The sequence below is a fragment of the Geminisphaera colitermitum TAV2 genome (assembly GCF_000171235.2).
GTDB classification, from domain to species: domain Bacteria; phylum Verrucomicrobiota; class Verrucomicrobiia; order Opitutales; family Opitutaceae; genus Geminisphaera; species Geminisphaera colitermitum.
In genome coordinates this window covers 66,633-86,034 of the sequence record NZ_ABEA03000174.1, presented here as the reverse complement: position 1 = coordinate 86,034, position 19,402 = coordinate 66,633, and the positions used below count along the sequence as shown (strand labels likewise).

The 19,402-nt window shown below is 55.1% G+C and carries 16 protein-coding genes; 7 read left to right on the top strand and 9 right to left on the bottom strand.

Annotated features, from left to right (window positions below; genetic code table 11):
• Window positions 1–579: 579 nt before the first annotated feature.
• From OBACDRAFT_RS26990 to OBACDRAFT_RS25845, 6 genes are all read left to right on the top strand, one after another.
• Window positions 580–855, top strand: a complete 276-nt coding sequence (locus tag OBACDRAFT_RS26990) for a hypothetical protein (protein WP_088179326.1) — start codon at window positions 580–582, stop codon at window positions 853–855.
• 84 nt (window positions 856–939) lie between these two features.
• Window positions 940–1,749, top strand: a complete 810-nt coding sequence (locus OBACDRAFT_RS19870) for an IS1-like element ISOpb1 family transposase (protein WP_052362288.1) — start codon at window positions 940–942, stop codon at window positions 1,747–1,749.
• Window positions 1,750–2,034: 285 nt separating this feature from the next.
• Window positions 2,035–2,544 carry a hypothetical protein gene (locus OBACDRAFT_RS28625; RefSeq protein ID WP_157837217.1) on the top strand — a complete coding sequence of 170 codons (510 nt, stop codon included), beginning with the start codon at window positions 2,035–2,037 and terminating at the stop codon, window positions 2,542–2,544.
• Between the two features lie 52 nt (window positions 2,545–2,596).
• A complete protein-coding gene (locus OBACDRAFT_RS19865; protein ID WP_043588616.1) occupies window positions 2,597–2,893 on the top strand; it encodes a hypothetical protein in 297 nt (98 codons plus the stop codon).
• 130 nt (window positions 2,894–3,023) lie between these two features.
• Entirely contained in the window at window positions 3,024–3,287 is a 264-nt protein-coding gene (locus tag OBACDRAFT_RS28620) for a hypothetical protein (RefSeq protein WP_157837216.1), read from the top strand.
• A 502-nt stretch (window positions 3,288–3,789) separates the two neighbouring features.
• On the top strand, window positions 3,790–4,533 hold the full coding sequence (locus OBACDRAFT_RS25845; protein WP_081722217.1) for an IS5 family transposase: 744 nt from the start codon (window positions 3,790–3,792) through the stop codon (window positions 4,531–4,533).
• Between the two features lie 1,973 nt (window positions 4,534–6,506).
• Here the strand turns inward: OBACDRAFT_RS25845 and OBACDRAFT_RS19835 are convergent.
• The 8 genes from OBACDRAFT_RS19835 to OBACDRAFT_RS19800 all read right to left on the bottom strand — a co-directional run bounded on the left by OBACDRAFT_RS19835 (window position 6,507) and on the right by OBACDRAFT_RS19800 (window position 16,411).
• A complete protein-coding gene (locus OBACDRAFT_RS19835; protein WP_157837215.1) occupies window positions 6,507–6,911 on the bottom strand; it encodes a hypothetical protein in 405 nt (134 codons plus the stop codon).
• Between the two features lie 197 nt (window positions 6,912–7,108).
• Entirely contained in the window at window positions 7,109–9,259 is a 2,151-nt protein-coding gene (locus OBACDRAFT_RS19830; RefSeq protein WP_052362286.1) for a beta-galactosidase, read from the bottom strand.
• A gap of 15 nt (window positions 9,260–9,274) precedes the next feature.
• Complete coding sequence (locus OBACDRAFT_RS19825; RefSeq protein ID WP_043588605.1) at window positions 9,275–10,603, bottom strand: acetylxylan esterase; 1,329 nt, start codon at window positions 10,601–10,603, stop codon at window positions 9,275–9,277.
• Window positions 10,604–10,612: 9 nt separating this feature from the next.
• Window positions 10,613–11,773 carry a sialidase family protein gene (locus OBACDRAFT_RS19820; RefSeq protein ID WP_052362285.1) on the bottom strand — a complete coding sequence of 387 codons (1,161 nt, stop codon included), beginning with the start codon at window positions 11,771–11,773 and terminating at the stop codon, window positions 10,613–10,615.
• A gap of 32 nt (window positions 11,774–11,805) precedes the next feature.
• Entirely contained in the window at window positions 11,806–13,245 is a 1,440-nt protein-coding gene (locus OBACDRAFT_RS19815) for a hypothetical protein (RefSeq protein WP_043588603.1), read from the bottom strand.
• Window positions 13,246–13,252: 7 nt separating this feature from the next.
• The gene (locus tag OBACDRAFT_RS19810) at window positions 13,253–14,020 is read right to left on the bottom strand and encodes a prepilin-type N-terminal cleavage/methylation domain-containing protein (protein WP_052362284.1); all 768 of its coding nucleotides are present in this window, start codon (window positions 14,018–14,020) and stop codon (window positions 13,253–13,255) included.
• The gene (locus OBACDRAFT_RS19805; protein ID WP_043588602.1) at window positions 14,017–15,612 is read right to left on the bottom strand and encodes a glycoside hydrolase family 5 protein; all 1,596 of its coding nucleotides are present in this window, start codon (window positions 15,610–15,612) and stop codon (window positions 14,017–14,019) included. Before OBACDRAFT_RS19805 ends, OBACDRAFT_RS19810 begins: the two co-directional genes overlap by 4 nt.
• A 31-nt stretch (window positions 15,613–15,643) precedes the next feature.
• Window positions 15,644–16,411, bottom strand: coding sequence for a PEP-CTERM sorting domain-containing protein (locus OBACDRAFT_RS19800; protein ID WP_043588601.1), 768 nt, complete (start codon window positions 16,409–16,411; stop codon window positions 15,644–15,646).
• Window positions 16,412–16,544: 133 nt separating this feature from the next.
• Between OBACDRAFT_RS19800 and OBACDRAFT_RS19795 the strand changes: the two genes are divergently transcribed.
• Window positions 16,545–17,624 (top strand): LacI family DNA-binding transcriptional regulator, encoded by a 1,080-nt coding sequence (locus OBACDRAFT_RS19795; protein ID WP_269799087.1) that lies wholly within the window; start codon window positions 16,545–16,547, stop codon window positions 17,622–17,624.
• Between the two features lie 116 nt (window positions 17,625–17,740).
• Here the strand turns inward: OBACDRAFT_RS19795 and OBACDRAFT_RS19790 are convergent, their stop codons facing one another.
• Window positions 17,741–18,838 carry an Rpn family recombination-promoting nuclease/putative transposase gene (locus OBACDRAFT_RS19790; RefSeq protein ID WP_043588599.1) on the bottom strand — a complete coding sequence of 366 codons (1,098 nt, stop codon included), beginning with the start codon at window positions 18,836–18,838 and terminating at the stop codon, window positions 17,741–17,743.
• Window positions 18,839–19,402 lie beyond the last annotated feature (564 nt).

Here is a 19,402-nt window from a genome sequence, read left to right as displayed (position 1 = left end):
CTCAATTAGTTTATATTCAACAATAGAACCATCTTCTAGTGTAAAACGCAAGAAGCTGTCTATTTCTTCTGCTTTCCCGGAATGTTGTTTTATTTCGCCCGAAGTAAGCTTTACTTCGTAATTTATTACTATTTGCTGCGTCATTTTGTCTATTGGTTTATTTTTCGGTTAGCGAATCTTAAACTAAAATTCTCGCACAATAGCACCTTGTAGTCAAGCAATTAAATTTCGTAACTTATTATTGGAGCTACGAAGGCGGGCTTCTTGGCTTCTGTAATGGATTCATAAATATTTTTATATTGGCGGGCTTTAGCGGTGTCTCAGAAACGCCAATCTTCGCAGAATATGATTCTATTGTCAATGGTCTTTATTCCATAACTTATTGATTTTAAATTAAAAAGACAGAAAAATAAAAATAAAGTTCAGTGATTTTATTTATTTTTCAAAACAAGTTGATTGAAAATAAAGACCAGCATTATTTTTAATTTCCCTCACCTATTAAAATATATTGATCCGATCTTCCCCGAAATAATTCATTCCCCTTTTCTATCAGATTTTGCTTGACCGATCAAGGATAAAATGACAGTTTCATTCATTATGCCAAAGAAAGATTTCAGTCAAAATGCCCTCTCCATTGTGGAGTTGGTCACTGGTGAGAAAATTGCCAAAAATTCAGCCGCCGTTTCCCTCGGACGATTGGGCGGACTAAAAGGCGGGAAGGCCCGCGCACTCAAATTAACAGGCGAAGAACGCAGTGCCATTGCGAAAAAGGCAGCATTAAGTCGATGGAAGAAAAAGCAAAATGAGGGATTAGATTTTAGTAAAAAACAGAAAAGGAATATTTCAGAATCATAAATAATTTTTAAATAATAGGTTAAGTCATATTTTATTCCCCACTTTTTTCTTGCTATCCGTGACCGCTCAAGCATAATCGGGACCATGAACCGATTGGCACATTCAAAGCGAGTTCAGATGCTTTCCTGCCTTGTGGATGGATGCAGCATGGAAGCAACGGCCAGAATCGTGCATGTTGCGCCCAACACAGTTGCAAAATTTTTAGTGGATTTGGGAAAAGCCTGCACGCGGTATCAAGCCCGTGTCTTTGAAAATATTTTCTGTAAGCGAATTCAATGCGATGAAATTTGGTCTTTTGTCGGATGCAAAGAAAAGAACGTAACAAACAACGGAAAACGGCAGGGCGATACTTGGACATGGATTGCTTGCGACCCTGACACAAAATTAGTTCCTTGTTGGTTTATCGGGCGTCGGGATTCTGAATCTGCTAAAAAATTCATGAGGCGACTTGCCCGCCACTTATCACTAGGCAGCACTCAAATTACCACCGATGGATTAAAAGCCTATATCAATGCCATTAAAGAAATATTATGGATTGAAACCAGTTATGGCATGGTTGAGAAAAAATACGATGTCAGTGGAGACGATCACAGAACCAGATATATCGGGAGCGAAAAGACGGCAATTTTTGGAAACCCCGACCCCGACACAATGAATACCTCCATCGTGGAACGGCAAAATTTGACCATGAGAATGTCAATGCGCCGCTTCACTCGAAAAACAAATGGCTACTCCAAAAAAATCGCAAACCACCGTTATGCTATCGCCTTGCATTTTATGTATTACAACTTCGCCAGAATTCATTCCACATTGAACACAACCCCAGCAGTAGCCGCAGGAATTGCAAATCATGTTTGGAGTTTGGATAAGATTCTGAAACTTATTGAAAGATAGGTAATTAACAATTCTCAATTGACTTAATCTTCTAATTTTACTTCATAGATTTCCTACAGTCTAATTTTCGCAGAAACTCGTTGATAAGTCTCCCGTCTGAAAACCGCTAAATTTCTCTTGGGAGAGGACTTATTGATCCGAGCGCGTCACAACTGGCGCGGTTTGGTCATTCCTCTCCTAAGCTCTTAGCGGTGCTTCAGACGGCGGGATGTTCTGGGCCGCGCCTCTTTATTTTTGGGTTTTTACGGAAGTTGTTCTGATCCAAACAAAAAAATAGAATCCGTCATGAAAACCGCTAAAAATAAAAATATAATTAAATTAATCCTTTTCCTTATTGGAATGGGATTCCTGACTGTTGGATGCGAAAAACAGCATTCTTCTTTTCAAGTGGAAGATAACTCCCAAGACCCTACCGCTTTATTAAGAGCACGACTAACTAAATTAAAATCTTTCGCCATTGATTCAGATGCGAAGAACCCCGGAGCAAAGAGTAGCATTTTTCCGAAAATATCTTACGATGTTAAGCAAACAAATTCAATGGTTTCTCCTTATATAGGAACAGTTGAAATCCACGAAATATCTTATGAGGTCGATTCTAATGGGATCAACCGTGAAAAGGGATGGCGTGGTTTAAAAATTACATTAGCATTCCAGCAAAATGAATGGGTTGTGAAACAAGTTCGAGTGAAAACTTATACATCTTCTGATTTTCAACAATATATAGAGGACTACAGAGACGCTTATAATTCTGAGATTGCTCAGGCCAAAATAATACTTTGGATGTTTGGCGACTAACTTAATGTCAGATATAATACTCATAGAAATGCAAAAAAACATTTAAATTATTATGAAGCCCGAATACCAACAAATTTTAAAAATCATCTTTCTAGCGGTTGTTGTCCCCGTTATGGGCCAAGCTGATGTAAAATATGCTCCTTTGCAGTCTAGCATAGTGAAGGTCAGTAATATTCGTAGAACGGCAGCAATCGAAGGAGATTGGAAAGAAGGAATAGATGAAGCATGGAAAGATGCAAAGAAGAAAGCCTTTGAAAAAGCTCTTAATGCTTACAAAATCACCTCTCAGAGAATTGGAGTAAAAGGAAAAATGAGGAGAGTTAAAATTACCATAGAATGGACAGAATAATCGCTACATCAAAAAAACAGTTTGTAAATAAAGATACTTGATATTTGAGCCACATAAGATATTGAAATTCAATTTTCTGGCATCCCGCCAGAATCAGTAAAAACCATTAACCAAAAAATAAAGAAATAAAATGAAATTTGATCTAAAATTATCTGATACAGAAAAGCCAATTCATGAATCAGATGGGAAAAGATGTTTCTTCGTTGAAAAGATGGATATTAACAACATATCTTCCCATTTAATTAAGCATAACATAATATTTACAAATGAAGGAATTTGTGCCACAAGTGAAATAGGGGAATTATATTACTTTGTATCAGATTCAAAGGAGGAAGATATAATGTTCGCACTTGAAGATTGCATCAAATTACTCCGTCCATACCCAAAAGGTTAAGCCAGAGGGGTCGATTTTTTTAGTTTCGATTTCTTTTTGAATTACACTCAACGCCATAGGAACAAAAGGACTAAGATTCTTGAATTTTCTTATCATTTTTGCATGGACATTTATCCATGAAACTATTTTACCGTCCTGATCCTTCGCGGCAAAACAGAGAAGATCATAAGACAAATTGAAGGGATTCAAAGAATCTAATATTATGCTAAAACCGTTATATTGAATTGGCACGCTCTTGGTGATATTATTAAAATTTGCATTCTTCATAAAAAAATTGTTTTAAATATTTTTTTGGCTTTCTTTTTTAAAAAGGAGAGGGGGATTTTTTTCTAAAATTACAAAATCATTACGATTGGAGAGCTTTGTAAGTTGTTGATTGTTTGGTAGATCGAAATTGAGGGAATACCCACTGGCTGGATACTTTTTTCTCGACTAGGCGAGAATGTAGTGATTCACATTTTATTGTGAACCAACAGATAAGGTTCGTTCTGACCGACGGCGGATGGGACGAGCTAAAAAAATTAACGACTATCGGAGTAATCTGAGTGGTCCGCGGAAGCGTGGCCGTAAGAGCAAGGACGAGCGTCTGCGCATCGAAGCAATCCTGTGGGTGTTGCGAACCGGAGTGCCCTGGCGTGATTTGCCGCCATTTTTCGGTCCATGGAAGACAGTCTATACTTCGTTCAGAAGATGGACGGTATCTGGCCTGTGGACGACTTTGCTGGGAGTAATCAGTGCTCAACGCGACGAGGAATACCTGATGATCGACAGCTCCAGTTGCCGGGTTCATCAACACGCTGCCGGACCGGCCGGCGGCCAGATTGCCCAAGCCATGGGCCGATCAAGGGCCAGTCTGTCCACCAAGATCCACATGGCCTGCGATGCCTTGGGATACCCCCTGGGCTTTATCCTCACCGGCGCCAACGTCTCAGACTTCGATCAGTGCAAGCCCTTGCTCACAAAATATCTCAAACCGGGCGCCTTCGCCATCATGGACAAGGGCTACGACAGCGATGCCATCCGTGCTTATGTGAACCAACTCGGCGGCACCCCCGTCATAGCCTTGCACCCAAGTAGATCCTTCAAACCCCCTTTTGACCAGCACCTCTATCACGAACGGTACCGCATCGAAAACCTCTTCGCCAAACTCAAGGCGCGGGCGTCCCGCCCGCATCGGAACAGAATGCGGGCGGGACGCCCGCGTCGGGTAAGCAATCAAGTTGTTGGTTTTAGCGGACTTGATTGATTGTTAATGGTTTAGACATGCAGAGAGAAGCAGGAAAATGCCGGGAAGTGAAGCTAAAAACATCATTTGATGCAACTTTTCGGCAACCTTGCTGAGGGGGACCAAGGTTTGCCAGCCGCTTCTCCTTGTATCCAATAATTGGATACTATGTGTTATCTCTTTGAATTGGGGAAATCGGTCTGTGTGGCAAGCCCTGTTTTTTATGGGTGAGATGTTTTCAAGAGTATTCATCGGGATGCGATGTCAGGCAGCGGAGTTCGCAAGTCATCGGGGCGAGCGGGGGCCAAGGCGTTGCCGTTCGCGGGATGCGGGATCGTGGCTGCGACCGGGAGTGGTTGCCGGTGGCGGCGGGGGGCGGATTTGGGCCTGCGGTGCGGGCTGGCGCGGGTGCTTTACCTGTAACGATGCCGGGGGAGAGAAGGCGGGAGCGCGGGGGCAAGCGGGTTGCCGGATGGTGGAGAAGCGCGGGAGACCGGCGGCAGGGCGATGCCGGGGGTTTGCTTTCTTGGATTAGGAACCCCTAGGCGGGGTTCCAAGGGGCGCAAATGAGCGCCCTTGGTCGCGCCCCTCCAAGGGCGCGAAATCTTTTTCAGGCTGTGGCCCCTACCCCCAAGCGAAGCGCAGGGGCCGCCGCTGATTCAAGAAACTGGAAGCAGGGAATCCGCCTTCTTCATTTTTTGGCTGTTCGGTGCGGTTGGTCCGGATGGTGCGTGGCGTTGAATTTTTGTGAAAGCGGCTGCGTGAAAGGGAACGGAGTTGTTTTTCCCCGGTGGTGAATTTTTTGACGGAATGGCCCGAAACCATGATGGTTTTATCCGTATCGGATAAATCATTTCAACGGCGGGATGCCGGATGCATCCGGGTTCCGTTGCGATCATCGGCAAGCGGTGCGGTTTTCAATCCGGTGCGGTTCCATTACGCTGTGGATTGGATGAACAGGGCCGAACACAGTCCCGGAATCTTCCGCAACGGAGCGGAGACGGAGGCCGGAGTGGAGTCGCCCGACGAAGGAGGGAGGCTCGCGCAGGCCGGAGGCGGAGCGCAGTGAGGAGCGTTCCGGGTCTGTGTTCGCGTCCCTCAAAAATCCGCCCGAACACGATGGCACGCCGAATCCAGCGAAGCGCGGCGTGTCTTCGTGCGTGTCGGATTGTTATCGTCTCTGTTTTGTCAGGCGTTTGGCGGCGAGGGGGAATTTGCCGGTCGAAAAACCGGTCAATCCGGGGTGTCGTGATTCCCCCATTACGGTTTCGGCGGATGCCGGGAGAGGGAGCCCGGAATTGGGGGCGGTCCGGTGTGGCCGGTGCCCTATTTTACGCGTATCGGGATTTTTTTGGCGCGGCTGCGCTTTCAAATTTTCCGGTGAAAAATCAGGGCAAACCGGATGGTAGTGCTGCCCTCATTACGATCCGGCGGATGCCGGAATGGCGGGACCGGGAGGCCGGAAAGATCGTTGCGTCCTGACGCAAGGGGAAGGGCGTATGGGCCGATTTTGGAACGTGGCTACGTTCCGTTTCCGGGTGCGCAAGGTTGCGCTGTCGGGAGCCGCGAATGTGGCAGGTTCGGGTTCACGGGTGAAGTTTTTTTGCGCGGATTTTTTCGATGTGTTTTTAAGGTGGGTGTGCGCAGGTGCGGGGTCGAAGGGCATGAGGCCGTAGGAACGGGTGGGGTTGCGTTCGTGGTGTCGCGTTGGGTGGCGCGGAGTGCGTGGGTTGGGGGCGGGCAGGTGCCGAGGAGCGAGGTAGCCGGGTGGTGGCGGAGCCGGGCATGGATAGTCATGAGCGTCAGGCTTGCGGATGAGCGCCAAGTGGTGGGTTCGGGGTGGCGCGGGTTACTCCGGCATGGCGGAACGTTGGTCACGGGGATGGGGCGGGAATGGGGTTTGCGTTGCATTGACGGGGCGCAATGGCGTTGAGGCTGGTGGGGCCATGGCGTGGCTTTTGTGGGCGCGTGGCGGGCGGGAGGCGGGGGCGGGGTTACGGGTTTTGCGGAAGGGACGGGCGTTGGGTTCGCAAGGGGCGCACGAAAAGCTTTGGCGCGATGGGCGGCGGCGAGGTCGCATTTTTGCGTTTGGCCCATAAATAAGGATTTTCCCGATACATGATTGCTGGTTCAGCGTGGTTCAACGCTACGCGGGCGGTTTGGCGCATGCGATGCGCGGATGTGCGGGACAATGCCTGATGACGAAGGCTGTGCGTGGAGCGGATGCCCGCGCCGTTGTAGTCGGCGAAAGCCGCCAGCAGGCGTTTGTAGTCGAGCGGACCTTCGCCCGCTGCGCTCGGGAAAACGGCTTTGGCGATGTCGGCGGCATTGGCAGGGGCGGCTTTCGTGGCCGCCGTTTTTTGCGCGGCGGTCGCGGGCGCGAAATCCTTCAAGTGCATCGAGGCGATACGCGGGGAAAGCTTTTTGTAGAGCGCGATGACTGCTGCGGGCGTTCGATCACAATGGCTTGAGTTGTATCCATATTTAAAAAAAGCAAAAAAATGGGAATCAAAGAGGTGTCGTAGCGGCAGTGGACGGGAAATGACCCCGTCGGCCACGCGGATTCAGTTCCGCGGAGCTCGTTTCTTCCGCAACGTTACGCATTTTTTTTGATACAGGCTGTTCTCGGAGCGGCGTCCGGCGCTACCCCGGCATCGGTATAAAGGGCGAGGTTGAAGCGGGCCGGCGTGGCGACCAGACGGCGGATGCCGCTGGCGGTGTCAACCACCGCCGTCGCCCCGCTGAAAATTTCGCGGACGCGATTGCCCGGAAACAGGTCTGGGGCAAGCGCGATTTCGGCGGAATCCGTGTTTTCGGGAAAGAAAACAAAGAGAATGTCGTCACCGTTTCCCGCCCGACCGCTTTTTAAATAGACGAAGTTCTTTTCGTCGGGCGCGGGAGACCGGACGCGCGCGGGCGGGACGACGCCGGCGCCAGCGACAATCGCGGTCAACAGGTTTTCAAAGCCGGCATTCCAGCGCTCGCGCCAGGCGTTGCCTGGATACGTTGCGAAGTGGATGACACGCCCCTTCCCGTGTTCGCGGACAGAGCACAGGCCGCCACCGGCGTTCTTCAGGGGAGTCAGCCACTGGCTGGCCCCGGCGTCGTGGGTTTTGCCGTTGTAATGAAACACGGTGCCGGCTCCGGCGGTGGAAGCGGGGGGGGAGGGGAGGGGGCGGCGTCCGATTTCCTCCACGCCGGCGCGGGCGAGGAAACGCTCTTCCGGAGCGCGGTAAAAACCGGCGCTGTTGAACGCGCCGCACTCGGATTCGACGACGAGCGTGCCACCGCGTTCCACGAAGCGCAGCAACGCGTCCTCCGTCGCCGCGTCGGTGACGAGCAAGCGCGGGCAAAAAAGCACCTTCAGCGAATCGAGCGCGTCGAGGTGCGTTTCCTCGACGCAGGTGACGGGGCTGGAGCGGCGCGTGAGGGCGCGTCCGTAGGCCGTGAGCGCATCCATGACGCGCGCGGCGGAACCGTCTTGCGACCACGCCAGATAATAACTTTGCGGCGAGAACAAGATGCCGGTCTCGGCGCGGTGCGGAATGTAGGAATCGAAGAGCGCGGCGTGTTCTTCCAACAGGTTTCCCGTCACCTTGGTCGCCGCCAGGCGTTCGCCGGCAAAGCCGTCCGCGCCGTCGAGTCCGAAGCCGCCTGTTTCGCGTCCGAAAATCTCGTCGCGCCAGCACCAGAAGAGGACGGTGTCGGCGCCGCAGGCGATGCCGTTCCAGACCCAGCGCTGTTGTTGGGCGGCGTGGACCTCGTCGTAAACGTTGAAACCGACGGCGGAGCGCCCGCCTTGCAGTTCGCTCAGCCACACTTTCTTTCCGCGCGCGGCGGATTTCACCATGTCGATGCGCAGCCCGAAATCCGCGTCATCAATGTTGCCCCATGTGGGAAAACTGGAACAGCCCACGCCATCGAGTTTGCCGGCGAGATTCCAGTCGTTGCCGCGGTCGAGCGCGAACGTCGCCGCGTCGCCTCCATAGAGCGCGGTGGGGCGCGCGCCGTGTGCAGTGATGACGTGCGTCCGGTCAACCTCCCGCATCACGTCGTAACGGGCGGCGGCATGTGTGTCCGCGCGGCAGGTGAGGAAATGCTGGAAGGCCATCATCTCCGTGTAAACGCGGTCGGGGAGCTTGCCGGGCTGCACGTCGTCCCACGAGGCGTAGCGGCGTTTCCATGCGGCATTGAGGCCGTCGAGCGAACCAAAGCGTTGCTCGAGCCATTTGCGGAAGGCGGCGAGTGTGTGCGAACAATAACAGACGAGTCCGTCGGCGTGGACATTCCAGCGGAGTTCGTTCCAGATGTCCCAGCCGCGCAGGTGGTGAAGCGAGGCGTAGCGGCGGCCTGTCTCGCGGATGAAACGCGCCATGCGCGTCCATACTTCCGGGTGGTCGGTGCAACCGCCGGGAGTCAACCCGAAGTGATGTTCGCAACGGGCGCAGGAAATGACCTTGCGTCCGAAGTTGTCAACCAGCTCGCTGCCGGGAATTACGCGGTGAATCCAGTTGGGCTGGACTTCGGCAATCGTGCTGAGGATGACGCCGAGTTTGTGTTTTGCGGCAAGTTCAACGAGGCGATCGTAGTCGTCCCAGCAAAATTTGTCCGGCGTGGCTTCGGCCCAGCCCCAGCTCACCCAGATTTGAACGGTGTTCAGGCCGGATTCACGGATTTTTTTGAAGTCGTTTTCCCAATACCCGGATTGAGGAAAGGGCGCGCGGTAATAATGAGTGCCGAGAGTCATGGAACGGGGAGGAGGTCAGTTTTTGGCGGTGAATTTCTGCACCCAGGGCGCATCGTTGCCATCAAAGGGATGGGTGACGCCTTGCCGGTATTCGATGTTCTTGTGCGTGGTATCCGGGATGTTGTTATAAAGCACGGTGATGCCGGAAGGCGGACAGGTGTAGTCGCCCAGGCCGGACAGGATGGAAGTCGTGGCGCGGATGCGTTTGGCGTGGTTGACCGGATCAAAATAGTCGAGAGCCCGGGTATAATCGGGACGCCAGCCCTTGAGGCGGCCGAGCGTCACGCCACCGAGGTCGCACCCCCACGGTTTCTTGACGACGCAGCGTGTCACGCCGGCGTCGAGACCGGCGGCGAGAAGCGCCTGAAACCCGCCCTGGCTGCCGCCGTTGACCTCCAGGTGTTTGCCGTCCCATTCCGGCTGCGCTTTGATGAATTCGAGGGCACGAAGGACGCGCATCGCCATGCCGTAAAAATAAGCGGTCTCCGGTTTTTCGTTCTCCCGTCTGTTGAAGGCGTAACCCTTCAGGGTTGTGTTTTTCAGGTTGGTGTAAAACTCCGCCGGTTTTCCGTTTTCGATGCCGTGGGCGTTGATGTCGAGGGCGATGGCCGGACGCGCGGGGTTGTTGGCAGCCACGTCGCGTCGAGATGAGGACCGGACTCCGTAGCCGTGAAAGTAGACGATGGCTACGGCGGATTTCGGCGCGGCGTTTCTGGTTTTGCTGAAATAACCGGAAACAGGTTTCCCCTCCCCCCCGCCAACACCGGCGCAGGCGATTTTCACGTCGAAGGTTTCGACGTTGGGGCATTCTTTCAGGGGCGGCAGCGGTTTTTGTTCAAGCACTTTGAGCGGCACCTTGGCGAGCGCGGCTTTTTGCGCGGCCCACCATGCGTCGAAGTCGGCGGGCTCGGGGATGCTTTGTAACTTTTCCGGCATCACGCCCGCGCCGCCGTTGAAGGCAATGGCGGTTTTCCGTTGGTCGTCCATGCGGGAAGGCTGGCCATTTTCGTCGAGCGCGGTGACGACGATATGCACGAAGCCGGGTTTGGCAGCCGAGGTCGTGACAAGCAGAGGCTTGCTGCCGGAAACGTCCTTGCCCTTTTCGGTGAGCCCGTCGTCGCCGGTGCGCGTCCATGCGAGCGGCGTGCCGATGACGGGCTTGCCGTCCTTTTCGAGGCGAACCTCGAAGGTCATCTTTTCGCCAGGCGCGTAAAATGCCTTCGCTTCCCTGGTCTTGCCGGTAAACAGCAAATCGCCAGCGAGGCTGGTGACCGCGCCGAAGGCGAAAGCCGATGTGAACAACAGAATGGAGCCGATGCGGGTTTTTATTGGATTGCGAATCATGGCGGAAATTTACGAAAGGCATCCAGAGGACGGACGAGGAACAGGGAAGCGGGCGAAGACGATTTTCTGATAGGGCGCGCCGCTGTCCTTAGGGTCGCCGCCGCCGGTTTCGTAGAGGCAACCGGCCTCGGTTTCGGAAATGGAAACGAGGCCGGAGTAGGCAGAAAAACCATTATGGAGCCGAAGGGAGAGCGGCCAGGTTTGCGCGTCGTTCCAACTGAAATGGACGGTCATTTTTTCGCGATCAGTTTTGCTGGCGGGATTGGAGAAAAGGATGAGGCCGGGCTGGCCGTTGGCGGGCCAGTTGTGGCGCAGGATGGCGCCCTGGCAGACAGGCTCGATGAGCGCGGGCGCCGGAGCTGGAGAGGACCATGTCGCGCCACCATCAAGGCTGGTGGAAACGCCACGCAAGTTCTGCTCGTTTGAAGGCAGGCCGTAGTCGCGGCGTGAGTTCATAAGGAGGGCTCCGGCTGGAGCAGAAAGCTCTACAAGCTGGCTTTCGTTGGCGACGGGGCGGACGGGCGCGGAGAGCTGCCAGGTTACGCCGCAGTCGTCGGAGAAAATTGCGTGCGCGCCGAAGCCGCGGGCGTTTGCGGAACCGGAAATATCGTAAGAATGGTTACAGGGAACCACGAGGCGACCCTTCCGCGGGCCGTGCCTGAGCTGGACGCCGACGCCGGGGCCGGTCGCATACCAGCCCCACGCGGGGTCTTTCGCCGCCGCGGTAATGTCACGCGGAATTGTCCAGGTTTTTCCGTGGTTGGTGGACTGCATGTGCCAGACGGTGCGGGTGCCTCTGGACGTTTTTGCAATGATGTCGCGCTCGTGGTCGGCGCCGTTGTTATGCGTGAGCAGGAGATGGAGGATGCCGGTGGTTTCGTCGAGGACGAGGCAGGGGTTGCCGCAGGTATTGTCGCCGTCATGACAGACGATTTCCGCCGCGCCCCACGAAAAGCCGCCGTCGGTGGAGCGTTTGAGGACGAGTTCGATAGCGCCAGTGTCGTCGAGACCGTTTTTGCGAGCCTCGGCGAAGGCGAGGAGGTCGCCATTGGGGGCGCGGATGACGGAAGGGATGCGGTATCCGGCGCAGCCGTCAGTGCCGGAGACGAAGACATCGGTTTGGACGGGAGCAGCGGACGTTGATTCCCGAACATTTTCGGACAGTTTCATTTTGGAAGAATGGCGCGAGGGGGGGGTGATGATTACGTCTGCTCCTCCATCCCGAAAACTTCCGTTTCAAAATCGATGGTGAGGCGAACCCATTTTCCACGCCAGGCAACATCGGTGTTTTGGGCGAAACAAAGATTTCCGTCGGCATCGAGCCTCCCCCCCCCGGTCAATTCGGTTCCGAAGACGGAAAGTAACGAGACCCGCACTTTTTCACGGTCGCCGACGATCAAACGCAAGGGTTCATACTGAAACGGAGATGTCGTCAGCCGCGCCGTCAGGCCCTCGCGATTCCGGAAACCTGCCCAGCGATTTTTCAACTGACGCAACATCACGTTTTGCTGCACGGCTTCACGCGGCGGCACTTTTCCCGACTTGTTGTGCGGGGTGTTGTAAGCATTTGCCGAGATATAAACATAGTCGTCCGCGCATACCACGCCGCCGGGCATCAACATTTGCCATGTCCCGACTCCGCCATCGGGAAGGTTTGCGCGAATTTGCCACGGTAAACGCGGACGAATTATTTTTTCCCCATCCAATGTGATTGCCGGCATCAATTCCATCGTCTGTTCGCGCACCGGATAATAACCGGCGACAAGAAAACGCGCCGAGGCATCCTGTTGCAAAACGTAAAGCTGCAAGTCTACACGGTCGTTAATATCAGGAACCAAAACGAGTTGCGGGGCCGACCATTCAAGACCATCCACGCTGACACGGCGGTGAATCACGCGGTAGGCTTTGGTCAAGTTGTCATATTCCACACGGCGTTCCGGAGCGGCATCCGCCGACAACAGTGAAACCGAGTATAATTGGTAAAGACCGCTTCGTGCATTATATGAAACCGTCGTGGCATCATTGGAAATTTTCCGGGTCAGCGCTTCCGCGCCTCCCGCGTCCTTTGCAATCCGGAGATTTTCCCGGTGCGAAAGCAGTCCATCAAACGAGGCGTCGCGGCGGACATCCTTGTCACCCGGATGATATAAACAGGGTTTGTCGAGGTTCTGGATGACAAAAGTCTGTCCATCGTCGCCCGAGCATTTGACATAACGAATCATGCCATTGCCATGAGCCCAGAAAAACAACTCGAACGCACCGTTCTCCCTCCGTAAGACAAAGGGCTGCGCGGCATGACAGCCTTCGGGAAGATTTTTTACAAGGAGCGGCCTGTAATTCGCGGCAATATTGGGCCAGCGGGCGAGGTCTGGCGTATCTATGAAACCGAGGGACATGGATGTCCTCATTCCAACCATCGCTTCCTTCCCTTGGGGCGAGGACGCCGCGGGTTTCCACAACCGTTTTGTCAAATAGACGCGCCATTGCTGGCCGATGCGGACAATGGATGCCATTTGGTTACCGAAAAGACCGGTGGCACCCGTCCCCCTGCCCCCCGTGAAACCCAGAATTTCTGGCTCGGGGAAAAACGGCTCGACGTTTTCTGCCGCCAGTTGCGAATCGGTAATAAACAGGGTGTTCATCCGTCTTTCAGTTTGAGCCGGGGAACGGCGACCAGATGTCTTGCGTGGAATCCTTTTTATAAGGTTCCTGGCTGATGCGTTTGATGGTCTTGAAGTTTTCGACGTGCCCATCGACGTAGCAGATATTTTGCGAACCATCATGATAATCGCCACCGTAGTTGGGCGCATTCTCGGCCATGTTCTCGGCATACGTCATTGTCATGGATGCCTCGGGGTTGCCGTTTTGATTTATTCGGGACTCCGTAAAAAGCATCGTCCGAGAGGGATTTTCAACACGAGAGACTGAGAGCCTTTGTGCGGAACCGTTGTGCAGGTGGGCATTCATCCCAAACGAGATGACATCATCATCATAGTCGGGATGACTCGTTTTCACCTGTTTTTTGACCACGGGGCAAGTGGCACCGCTCATGCGATAAAGCAATCGGGTCTCCAGAGTGGAGACATTGATGCCTTTATAGACGTAGGGGAGAAAGGCGCGGCGCCAAAACCAGGCGTTCCGATCTGTCTGAGGAATGGGGGGTGTGATTGTATTAGTGTCTGCCGGGAGAGGGAGAACGTCACGGTTGTCGCTGGCATAAAGCATGACAAGGCCGTGAAGGTTGCGGATGTTGGAGACGCAGGTGGCGCGCTGGGCTGTCTTGCGAACTTTGCTTACAGTCGGTATGATAATCGCGGCAAGAATGCCGATAATGGCAATCACGGTGAGCAGTTCGATGAGCGTGAATGCGCGGTCTTTTCTCGGCGTGAAAACATGAGGGGGCAGGGTCGGGTTCATTGGCTGTTATTTTTGGTAAACCATTTTAACAAAACTTTCTGGCGTTCGGTTGGTTGGTCGGCGGGGGCGCGAACCGGTTTGGCGCGAGGTGAATCATCAACATGCTCAACGTCCCAGATGGTTGATTCGCGGAAGGCGTGGTAGGTCCAGTCCCAGCCGTATTCCTCGAAGAGGCTGATGCAGTCATCGATATATTGCGCGGCGCCCGGCGCCCAGCGGGCGGCGCTGAATTCGCCGATGAAAATCGGTGCGCCCGTGGCGAGTTGGAAATCGCGAATCGGCTGCACATGTTTTCGCAACGATTCCTTGTCGTAATGTGTGCCAGAAATGACACCGGGATACCTCTGGCCCGCAGCATAGTTTTTGCCGTCGGCCAGCCCTTGGTCGGTTTTCACTCCCTGATGCGTGTAGGTATGCGGGAAATACACATGCGCCTGATAAATGATGTTTGGCAAATCAACCGGCTTCAGCCACGCAAAAGCCCATGGTGAGTCGAAATATTCGGTTTCGAACATGATCGGCGTTTTCGGATCAATGGCACGGATGGCGTGGGCGGCACGGACTTGCAATGCGTACCAGTCATCCACGCCTGCCGGAGATGGCATGTATTGCACCGGTTCGTTCACAAGATCGTAAGCGTACAGGGCCGGGTGATCTTTGTGGCGGCGGACAATGGTTTCCCAAATGGCGACAAACTCGTCGGCGAATTCCTTTTCCATCAGCATCCGGGTTGTTTTGCTAGGGGTCTTGTTGCCGCCCGGCTTGGAATGGAGGTCTATAATGACTTTTATATTGTGCGCGGCTGCGGCATCCAGGGCGCGCGGCAGTTCAGCCAGTTGTTTGTCCAGCCATGCCTGCCAGGAGGGAGCCTGATGCGCTCCGGTTATTTGCCAGCGGATGAGGTTGACGTTCCATTTTTGGAGATCGGCGAAGTCCTTGATGTTAAATTTGCCGGGAGACATGACGCCGCGCAGGGTGGTGCGTGCATTGGCGGCGGCGGCACGTGTGGTGGCAGTGGCCTTGGGAAGATCGACGGGCGAATGGAGGACGCGCAGGCGCATGTCGCTCAGCCAGACCGTCCCGACCGCGCCCGTGAGTCCGAGGCTCACCGCGGCTTTGGGAGCGGGGGTGCGAATCTCGGTGCGGTGGCTCGCGTCGCGCCAGTCGAAGGTTCCATGGGGTGGCGGGGTAGCGGGCCAGTTTTTTCCGGAGCCCGAGGGTAAGACTAATCTCAGTTCGATGCCTTGGTTGGCGGCGAGTTTTTTGGCGGGATCGGCACTGCGGATGTCCTGCCCGCGCACTTTTGCCACAAGCATGACGTGCGCGCCAAGCAGGCTCGAAACATCCACGGGAAACGTCACGACGTTCCGGGCCACGCCCGGCTCCTTCGCCTCCAGTGTGAATCGAACCGCCAGGGCGCCGCCGGGTCCGTCGTTGGTGATGGCACCGCCCGCGTCCTTAATCCGCGCCCGCATTCTGGCGTCATTGAGATCAAGGACAAAGGCGTCGCTTCCGGCAGGGAGCGCCGCCGCCCGCGCATCGCCGAGCCAGAGTCCCGAGAGGAGGAGCCATGCGAATACCGTTTTGCTCATGGTGTGCGGGGGAGGAGAGGGGGATGCGTAATCAGCGGAGTTTGCGACGGAAGGCAAGAGCACCTGTCAGGACAATGACACTACCGAGCAGCGCCGTGGTCGCCGGTTCGGGAATGCCCGGACCGGAAGGCAGATCCTGTGTGAGCACGATTTGCGCGGGAAGACCGTTTCTCGAAGCGCTTTCGCCACCATTGGCGGGTGTACCCGGCGTGAAGCGATAGTGGGCGTCGCCGGTAAAGGACGTCCCGTTATTGCTCACGACAAGGCCGAGCGTGACGCTGCTGCCGTTAATCGAAATGAGGTTGGACTGTGTGACCAGGCTGGTGATGTCCCACGTGTAATACATTCCGTGAACCGCGCCGTTGTTGGGGTCAATGCCGGGGTCGGTGCCGATGACCGCAGTGCCAACTGCGGTGCCCTTTTCCGTCCAGACAAACGGGTCTGATGCGGCGGGAGTGGCTGTGGTCGTTGTTCCGAATGCGTTCACGTAAACCGTATTCAAATTCTGGTTATTGGAAGCGTTGTAGGAGAGATAGAGCTTCAGGGTCACGTTGGTAACGGTACTCAAATCAACGCCCGTGAGATCGAATGTCACGAAGCCCGTCCAGCTGTTGCTGGCGGCGATGTTCCTGTTTGCGGAAGTCACAAGACCGGTTGCCGTGGTGACAATCCAGTTATCGCCAGCGGTAAGGGTTGTGTCCTTCGTTTCCGCACGGAGGCGGGAAGCAGGCGCCAGCGCAGCGAGAAGCGACGTTGCCGCAATGAGATGACGGATGTTGAGACCAGGTTTTGTCTTCATGATGATATGTTGTGGGAGGTTTGATGGAGGAATGCGAAAGACGGGGGGAGGTGTCCGGGACAAGATGAGAGCATGAGAAAGAAACTAAAAAGCGGTTGCGGCGGGGACGAAACCTGTCTTACCAAACAGTAAAGTGAGAACAAGCATCCGCGATGTCGCCAGAGCCGCCGGAGTGTCGACGATGACCGTTTCCTACGCCTTGCGCGACATGGCGGGAATCCCGCCGGAAACACGAAAACGCGTGCGCGAGGTGGCGGAAAAGCTCGGCTACGTGCGCGACCCGCAGATGTCCTACGCGCTGACTTTCGCCCGCCGCAGGGACAAGCCCGTCTATCGCGAAACGATCGTGTTGCTCGCCAGCATCCTGCCCGCGCAACAATGGTTGCGGGAACTTGCCGAAGGCGCGAAAGCACGCACGGCGGAACTTGGCTACGGGTTCGAAGTGCGCAACTACGACGTGACGGCAAAAGGGCAGCGCGCGCAATCACGCCAGCTCCACGCCCGGGGTGTGCGCGGCCTTATCCTCACGCCCGATCTGCGGGGCACGACGACGACGTTCGAATTCGAGTGGGACAAGTTTGCCGCCATCGAGTTCGACCAGTTCATGTCGCCCTCGATCCTGACGCGAGTGACGCGGGACATCCCGGATGACTACATCATGATGTTCGAGCAGTTGCGCAAGCGCGGCTACCGACGTATCGGATTGGCCGTGACAAGGGAAACCGACAGGATTCACCATCATGCCCCTCTCTCCGCGTATCTGACTTGGCATCACCTCAACCGCGAAACCACAACGCTGCTGCCCGAGTTGGAGAGCAGAGAGAAAAGCGATTTGCTCCGCTGGCTCAAACGGCATAAGCCCGACGCGGTTGTCATCAACGGTCCGTTCATGTGCGAGCAGATTCGCGCAGTCGGCTGCAATCCGCCGGAGGACATCGGCGTGTGCCGCATGGATGCGACGGGAAACGACGAGTGGAGCGGCTTGCGCCCCGACCATGCGGACATGGGACGCGCGGCGGTGGACCTGCTGGTATCAGCACTTGAGCGGGGCAAAATCGGCCTGCCGGAAAAGCCGCGAATCCTGAACATTCCCAACCACTGGCACGAGGGGACGACATTGCGAACGCTGCCGGCGGCCACCGGCGAACCGATGTCCGCGCCTTCTGTTGCTAGCCACGTCTGCCCTCACAGCCCTCAAGTGAGGTCTACATGAAAAGAATGACAACTCGGGTGCGCGGCATGTTGAAGGCAAGGAGGCAGACTACCAAACAAAAGCCCGCCGCAAGGGCCGGGCGGGAGGGGAGAAGTCCAGAGGCAGAGGTGGTCGCCTTAAATGTGGTGTGAAAACTCCTCAATGGAGGCACAGCGGATGGCGGCACGATGCAGGTTGCGGAGGCGTTCAGGGTCATTGATGCCCTGAATGGCTTCGCGCAAGCCTTCCGGCACACGATCAAAACGCACCTCAAGGGCTTCGATCACGGCGTTGTGTTGGGCTTTCAACGCCCCAGCCTGTTTGAGTCGTTCGACGGTGTTCATGATGTTGCTCCTGTATTCTTCCGGGATGTGAGCTATAACGATGTCCTTGGTTTGCTCCTCTTTCAAGTCCGAAGAGGAAATCAGGTAGTGCCAGAGTTGCTTGACCACCGCTCCGACGGAGGCGCGGTCGGGGTCGGAAAACATTTCATCGAGCAGGCGCTTGATTTTGCGGATGTCGATCAGGCCAAGGCGATTGCCCTGGAGTGCGCCGAGAATGGCACGGGCGAGGTGGCCGTCGGCGAGTTTTTCGAGGGGGAGACCGGCCAGTTCCACAACGATAAAACCGCAGTCGGGCATGAAGGTGCGCGCCCATTTTTCCATGCGCGGGGGCACGTCGATCAGGTCCGCCAGCCGCCAGATTTTGCCCCATTTGCGCGGGCCGGGATGCAGCACCATCGAAATCACCAGCGGAAATTTGTCCGTTTCGCGGCGGCGGCTTTGTCTGTCGGCCTTGCCCGGTGCTTCCTTTTTCGCGGCCTCGGCGCGGTCGTGCTCGTCCTGTCGCCAGATGAGGAAGGTTTCCTCCATAATGCGCCGGGCCATGTGCTTTTCGGTTTTGGTCTGGTGCTCCATCAGGACGTAAAAATGCACGTTGCGGCCATTGACATTGATGCGATAAACGACGTCTTCGCGGCGTTCTCCCAAGGTGTCGCTGATGCCGGAAATCCGGGTGACGGTGAGCGTGTGCCAGTCGGCTTGCGCAACCAGTTCGGGCGGAAGCCATGTTCTCAAAAACTGCCGCGCCACTGCAGGCAGGGAAAATGCGTGCCGGAAAATGCGGTCGTGATCGCCGTTGCCCGCCGCCTTCGTGGCGGGTGTCGGCCCGGCAGGTGCCGGGTGCGGGGCTGGCGGGGTGTCCGGGGCAGGCGAGGGTTTGTCGGGAGAGGTCATGCGTTTGGCGAGGAATCGGAAATCAGAGTGTTTGTGCCGAACAGGCAAAACTTTGTTGCACGTCGCGCCTGCCGGTGCGCGGTCGCAGGTCCGGCAGGTGCCGCGTGGCGTTGAACCGCGATGAACCTGGGTGCAAGCAACAGAATGAAATTTATCCTTCGTAAGGAATTTTTTTCGGGAAGGTATCCGAAATCGTTAGGTCGCGGGGCCGCTTTTTGAAAAAATCCAATCCACCGCATGGTGCGGAACGGGTGTCGTTTTTGCCGAATACGGGTGTAATGAAATATCCATGACAGAAATGACCTCTGGCAAGCCCGCAAGTGCGGCCGCGAGGTGCGGGCTGGTGCCGTCATCGTGACTCGGCCTAAAAACGACACATGTGTCGCAAACCGCCAAGTAGCACGGCGTGCCGGATGGCGGCGCGTGCCGGATGGGATAGGAAGGCGCAGGTGCGCCCGGCGTAAAAAACGGGGGATGGCGGGTCGGGTTCGTGGTGTCGGGATAGCCTGTGTGGCATCAAAATAATCACGGTGTGTGACAAATATCGCCAAGTGGCGCAGCACT

What these genes read in the sequence shown, in the direction of transcription:
- OBACDRAFT_RS19870 (WP_052362288.1), top strand. Translation starts at nt 940, where the DNA reads ATGAACCGATTGGCACATTCAAAGCGAGTTCAGATGCTTTCCTGCCTT.
- OBACDRAFT_RS19865 (WP_043588616.1), top strand. Translation starts at nt 2,597, where the DNA reads ATGAAGCCCGAATACCAACAAATTTTAAAAATCATCTTTCTAGCGGTT.
- OBACDRAFT_RS28625 (WP_157837217.1), top strand. Translation starts at nt 2,035, where the DNA reads ATGAAAACCGCTAAAAATAAAAATATAATTAAATTAATCCTTTTCCTT.
- OBACDRAFT_RS26990 (WP_088179326.1), top strand. Translation starts at nt 580, where the DNA reads ATGACAGTTTCATTCATTATGCCAAAGAAAGATTTCAGTCAAAATGCC.
- OBACDRAFT_RS19830 (WP_052362286.1), bottom strand. Translation starts at nt 9,259, where the DNA reads ATGACTCTCGGCACTCATTATTACCGCGCGCCCTTTCCTCAATCCGGG.
- OBACDRAFT_RS19835 (WP_157837215.1), bottom strand. Translation starts at nt 6,911, where the DNA reads ATGCACTTGAAGGATTTCGCGCCCGCGACCGCCGCGCAAAAAACGGCG.
- OBACDRAFT_RS19805 (WP_043588602.1), bottom strand. Translation starts at nt 15,612, where the DNA reads ATGAGCAAAACGGTATTCGCATGGCTCCTCCTCTCGGGACTCTGGCTC.
- OBACDRAFT_RS25845 (WP_081722217.1), top strand. Translation starts at nt 3,790, where the DNA reads ATGGGACGAGCTAAAAAAATTAACGACTATCGGAGTAATCTGAGTGGT.
- OBACDRAFT_RS19820 (WP_052362285.1), bottom strand. Translation starts at nt 11,773, where the DNA reads ATGAAACTGTCCGAAAATGTTCGGGAATCAACGTCCGCTGCTCCCGTC.
- OBACDRAFT_RS28620 (WP_157837216.1), top strand. Translation starts at nt 3,024, where the DNA reads ATGAAATTTGATCTAAAATTATCTGATACAGAAAAGCCAATTCATGAA.
- OBACDRAFT_RS19810 (WP_052362284.1), bottom strand. Translation starts at nt 14,020, where the DNA reads ATGAACCCGACCCTGCCCCCTCATGTTTTCACGCCGAGAAAAGACCGC.
- OBACDRAFT_RS19815 (WP_043588603.1), bottom strand. Translation starts at nt 13,245, where the DNA reads ATGAACACCCTGTTTATTACCGATTCGCAACTGGCGGCAGAAAACGTC.
- OBACDRAFT_RS19800 (WP_043588601.1), bottom strand. Translation starts at nt 16,411, where the DNA reads ATGAAGACAAAACCTGGTCTCAACATCCGTCATCTCATTGCGGCAACG.
- OBACDRAFT_RS19790 (WP_043588599.1), bottom strand. Translation starts at nt 18,838, where the DNA reads ATGACCTCTCCCGACAAACCCTCGCCTGCCCCGGACACCCCGCCAGCC.
- OBACDRAFT_RS19825 (WP_043588605.1), bottom strand. Translation starts at nt 10,603, where the DNA reads ATGATTCGCAATCCAATAAAAACCCGCATCGGCTCCATTCTGTTGTTC.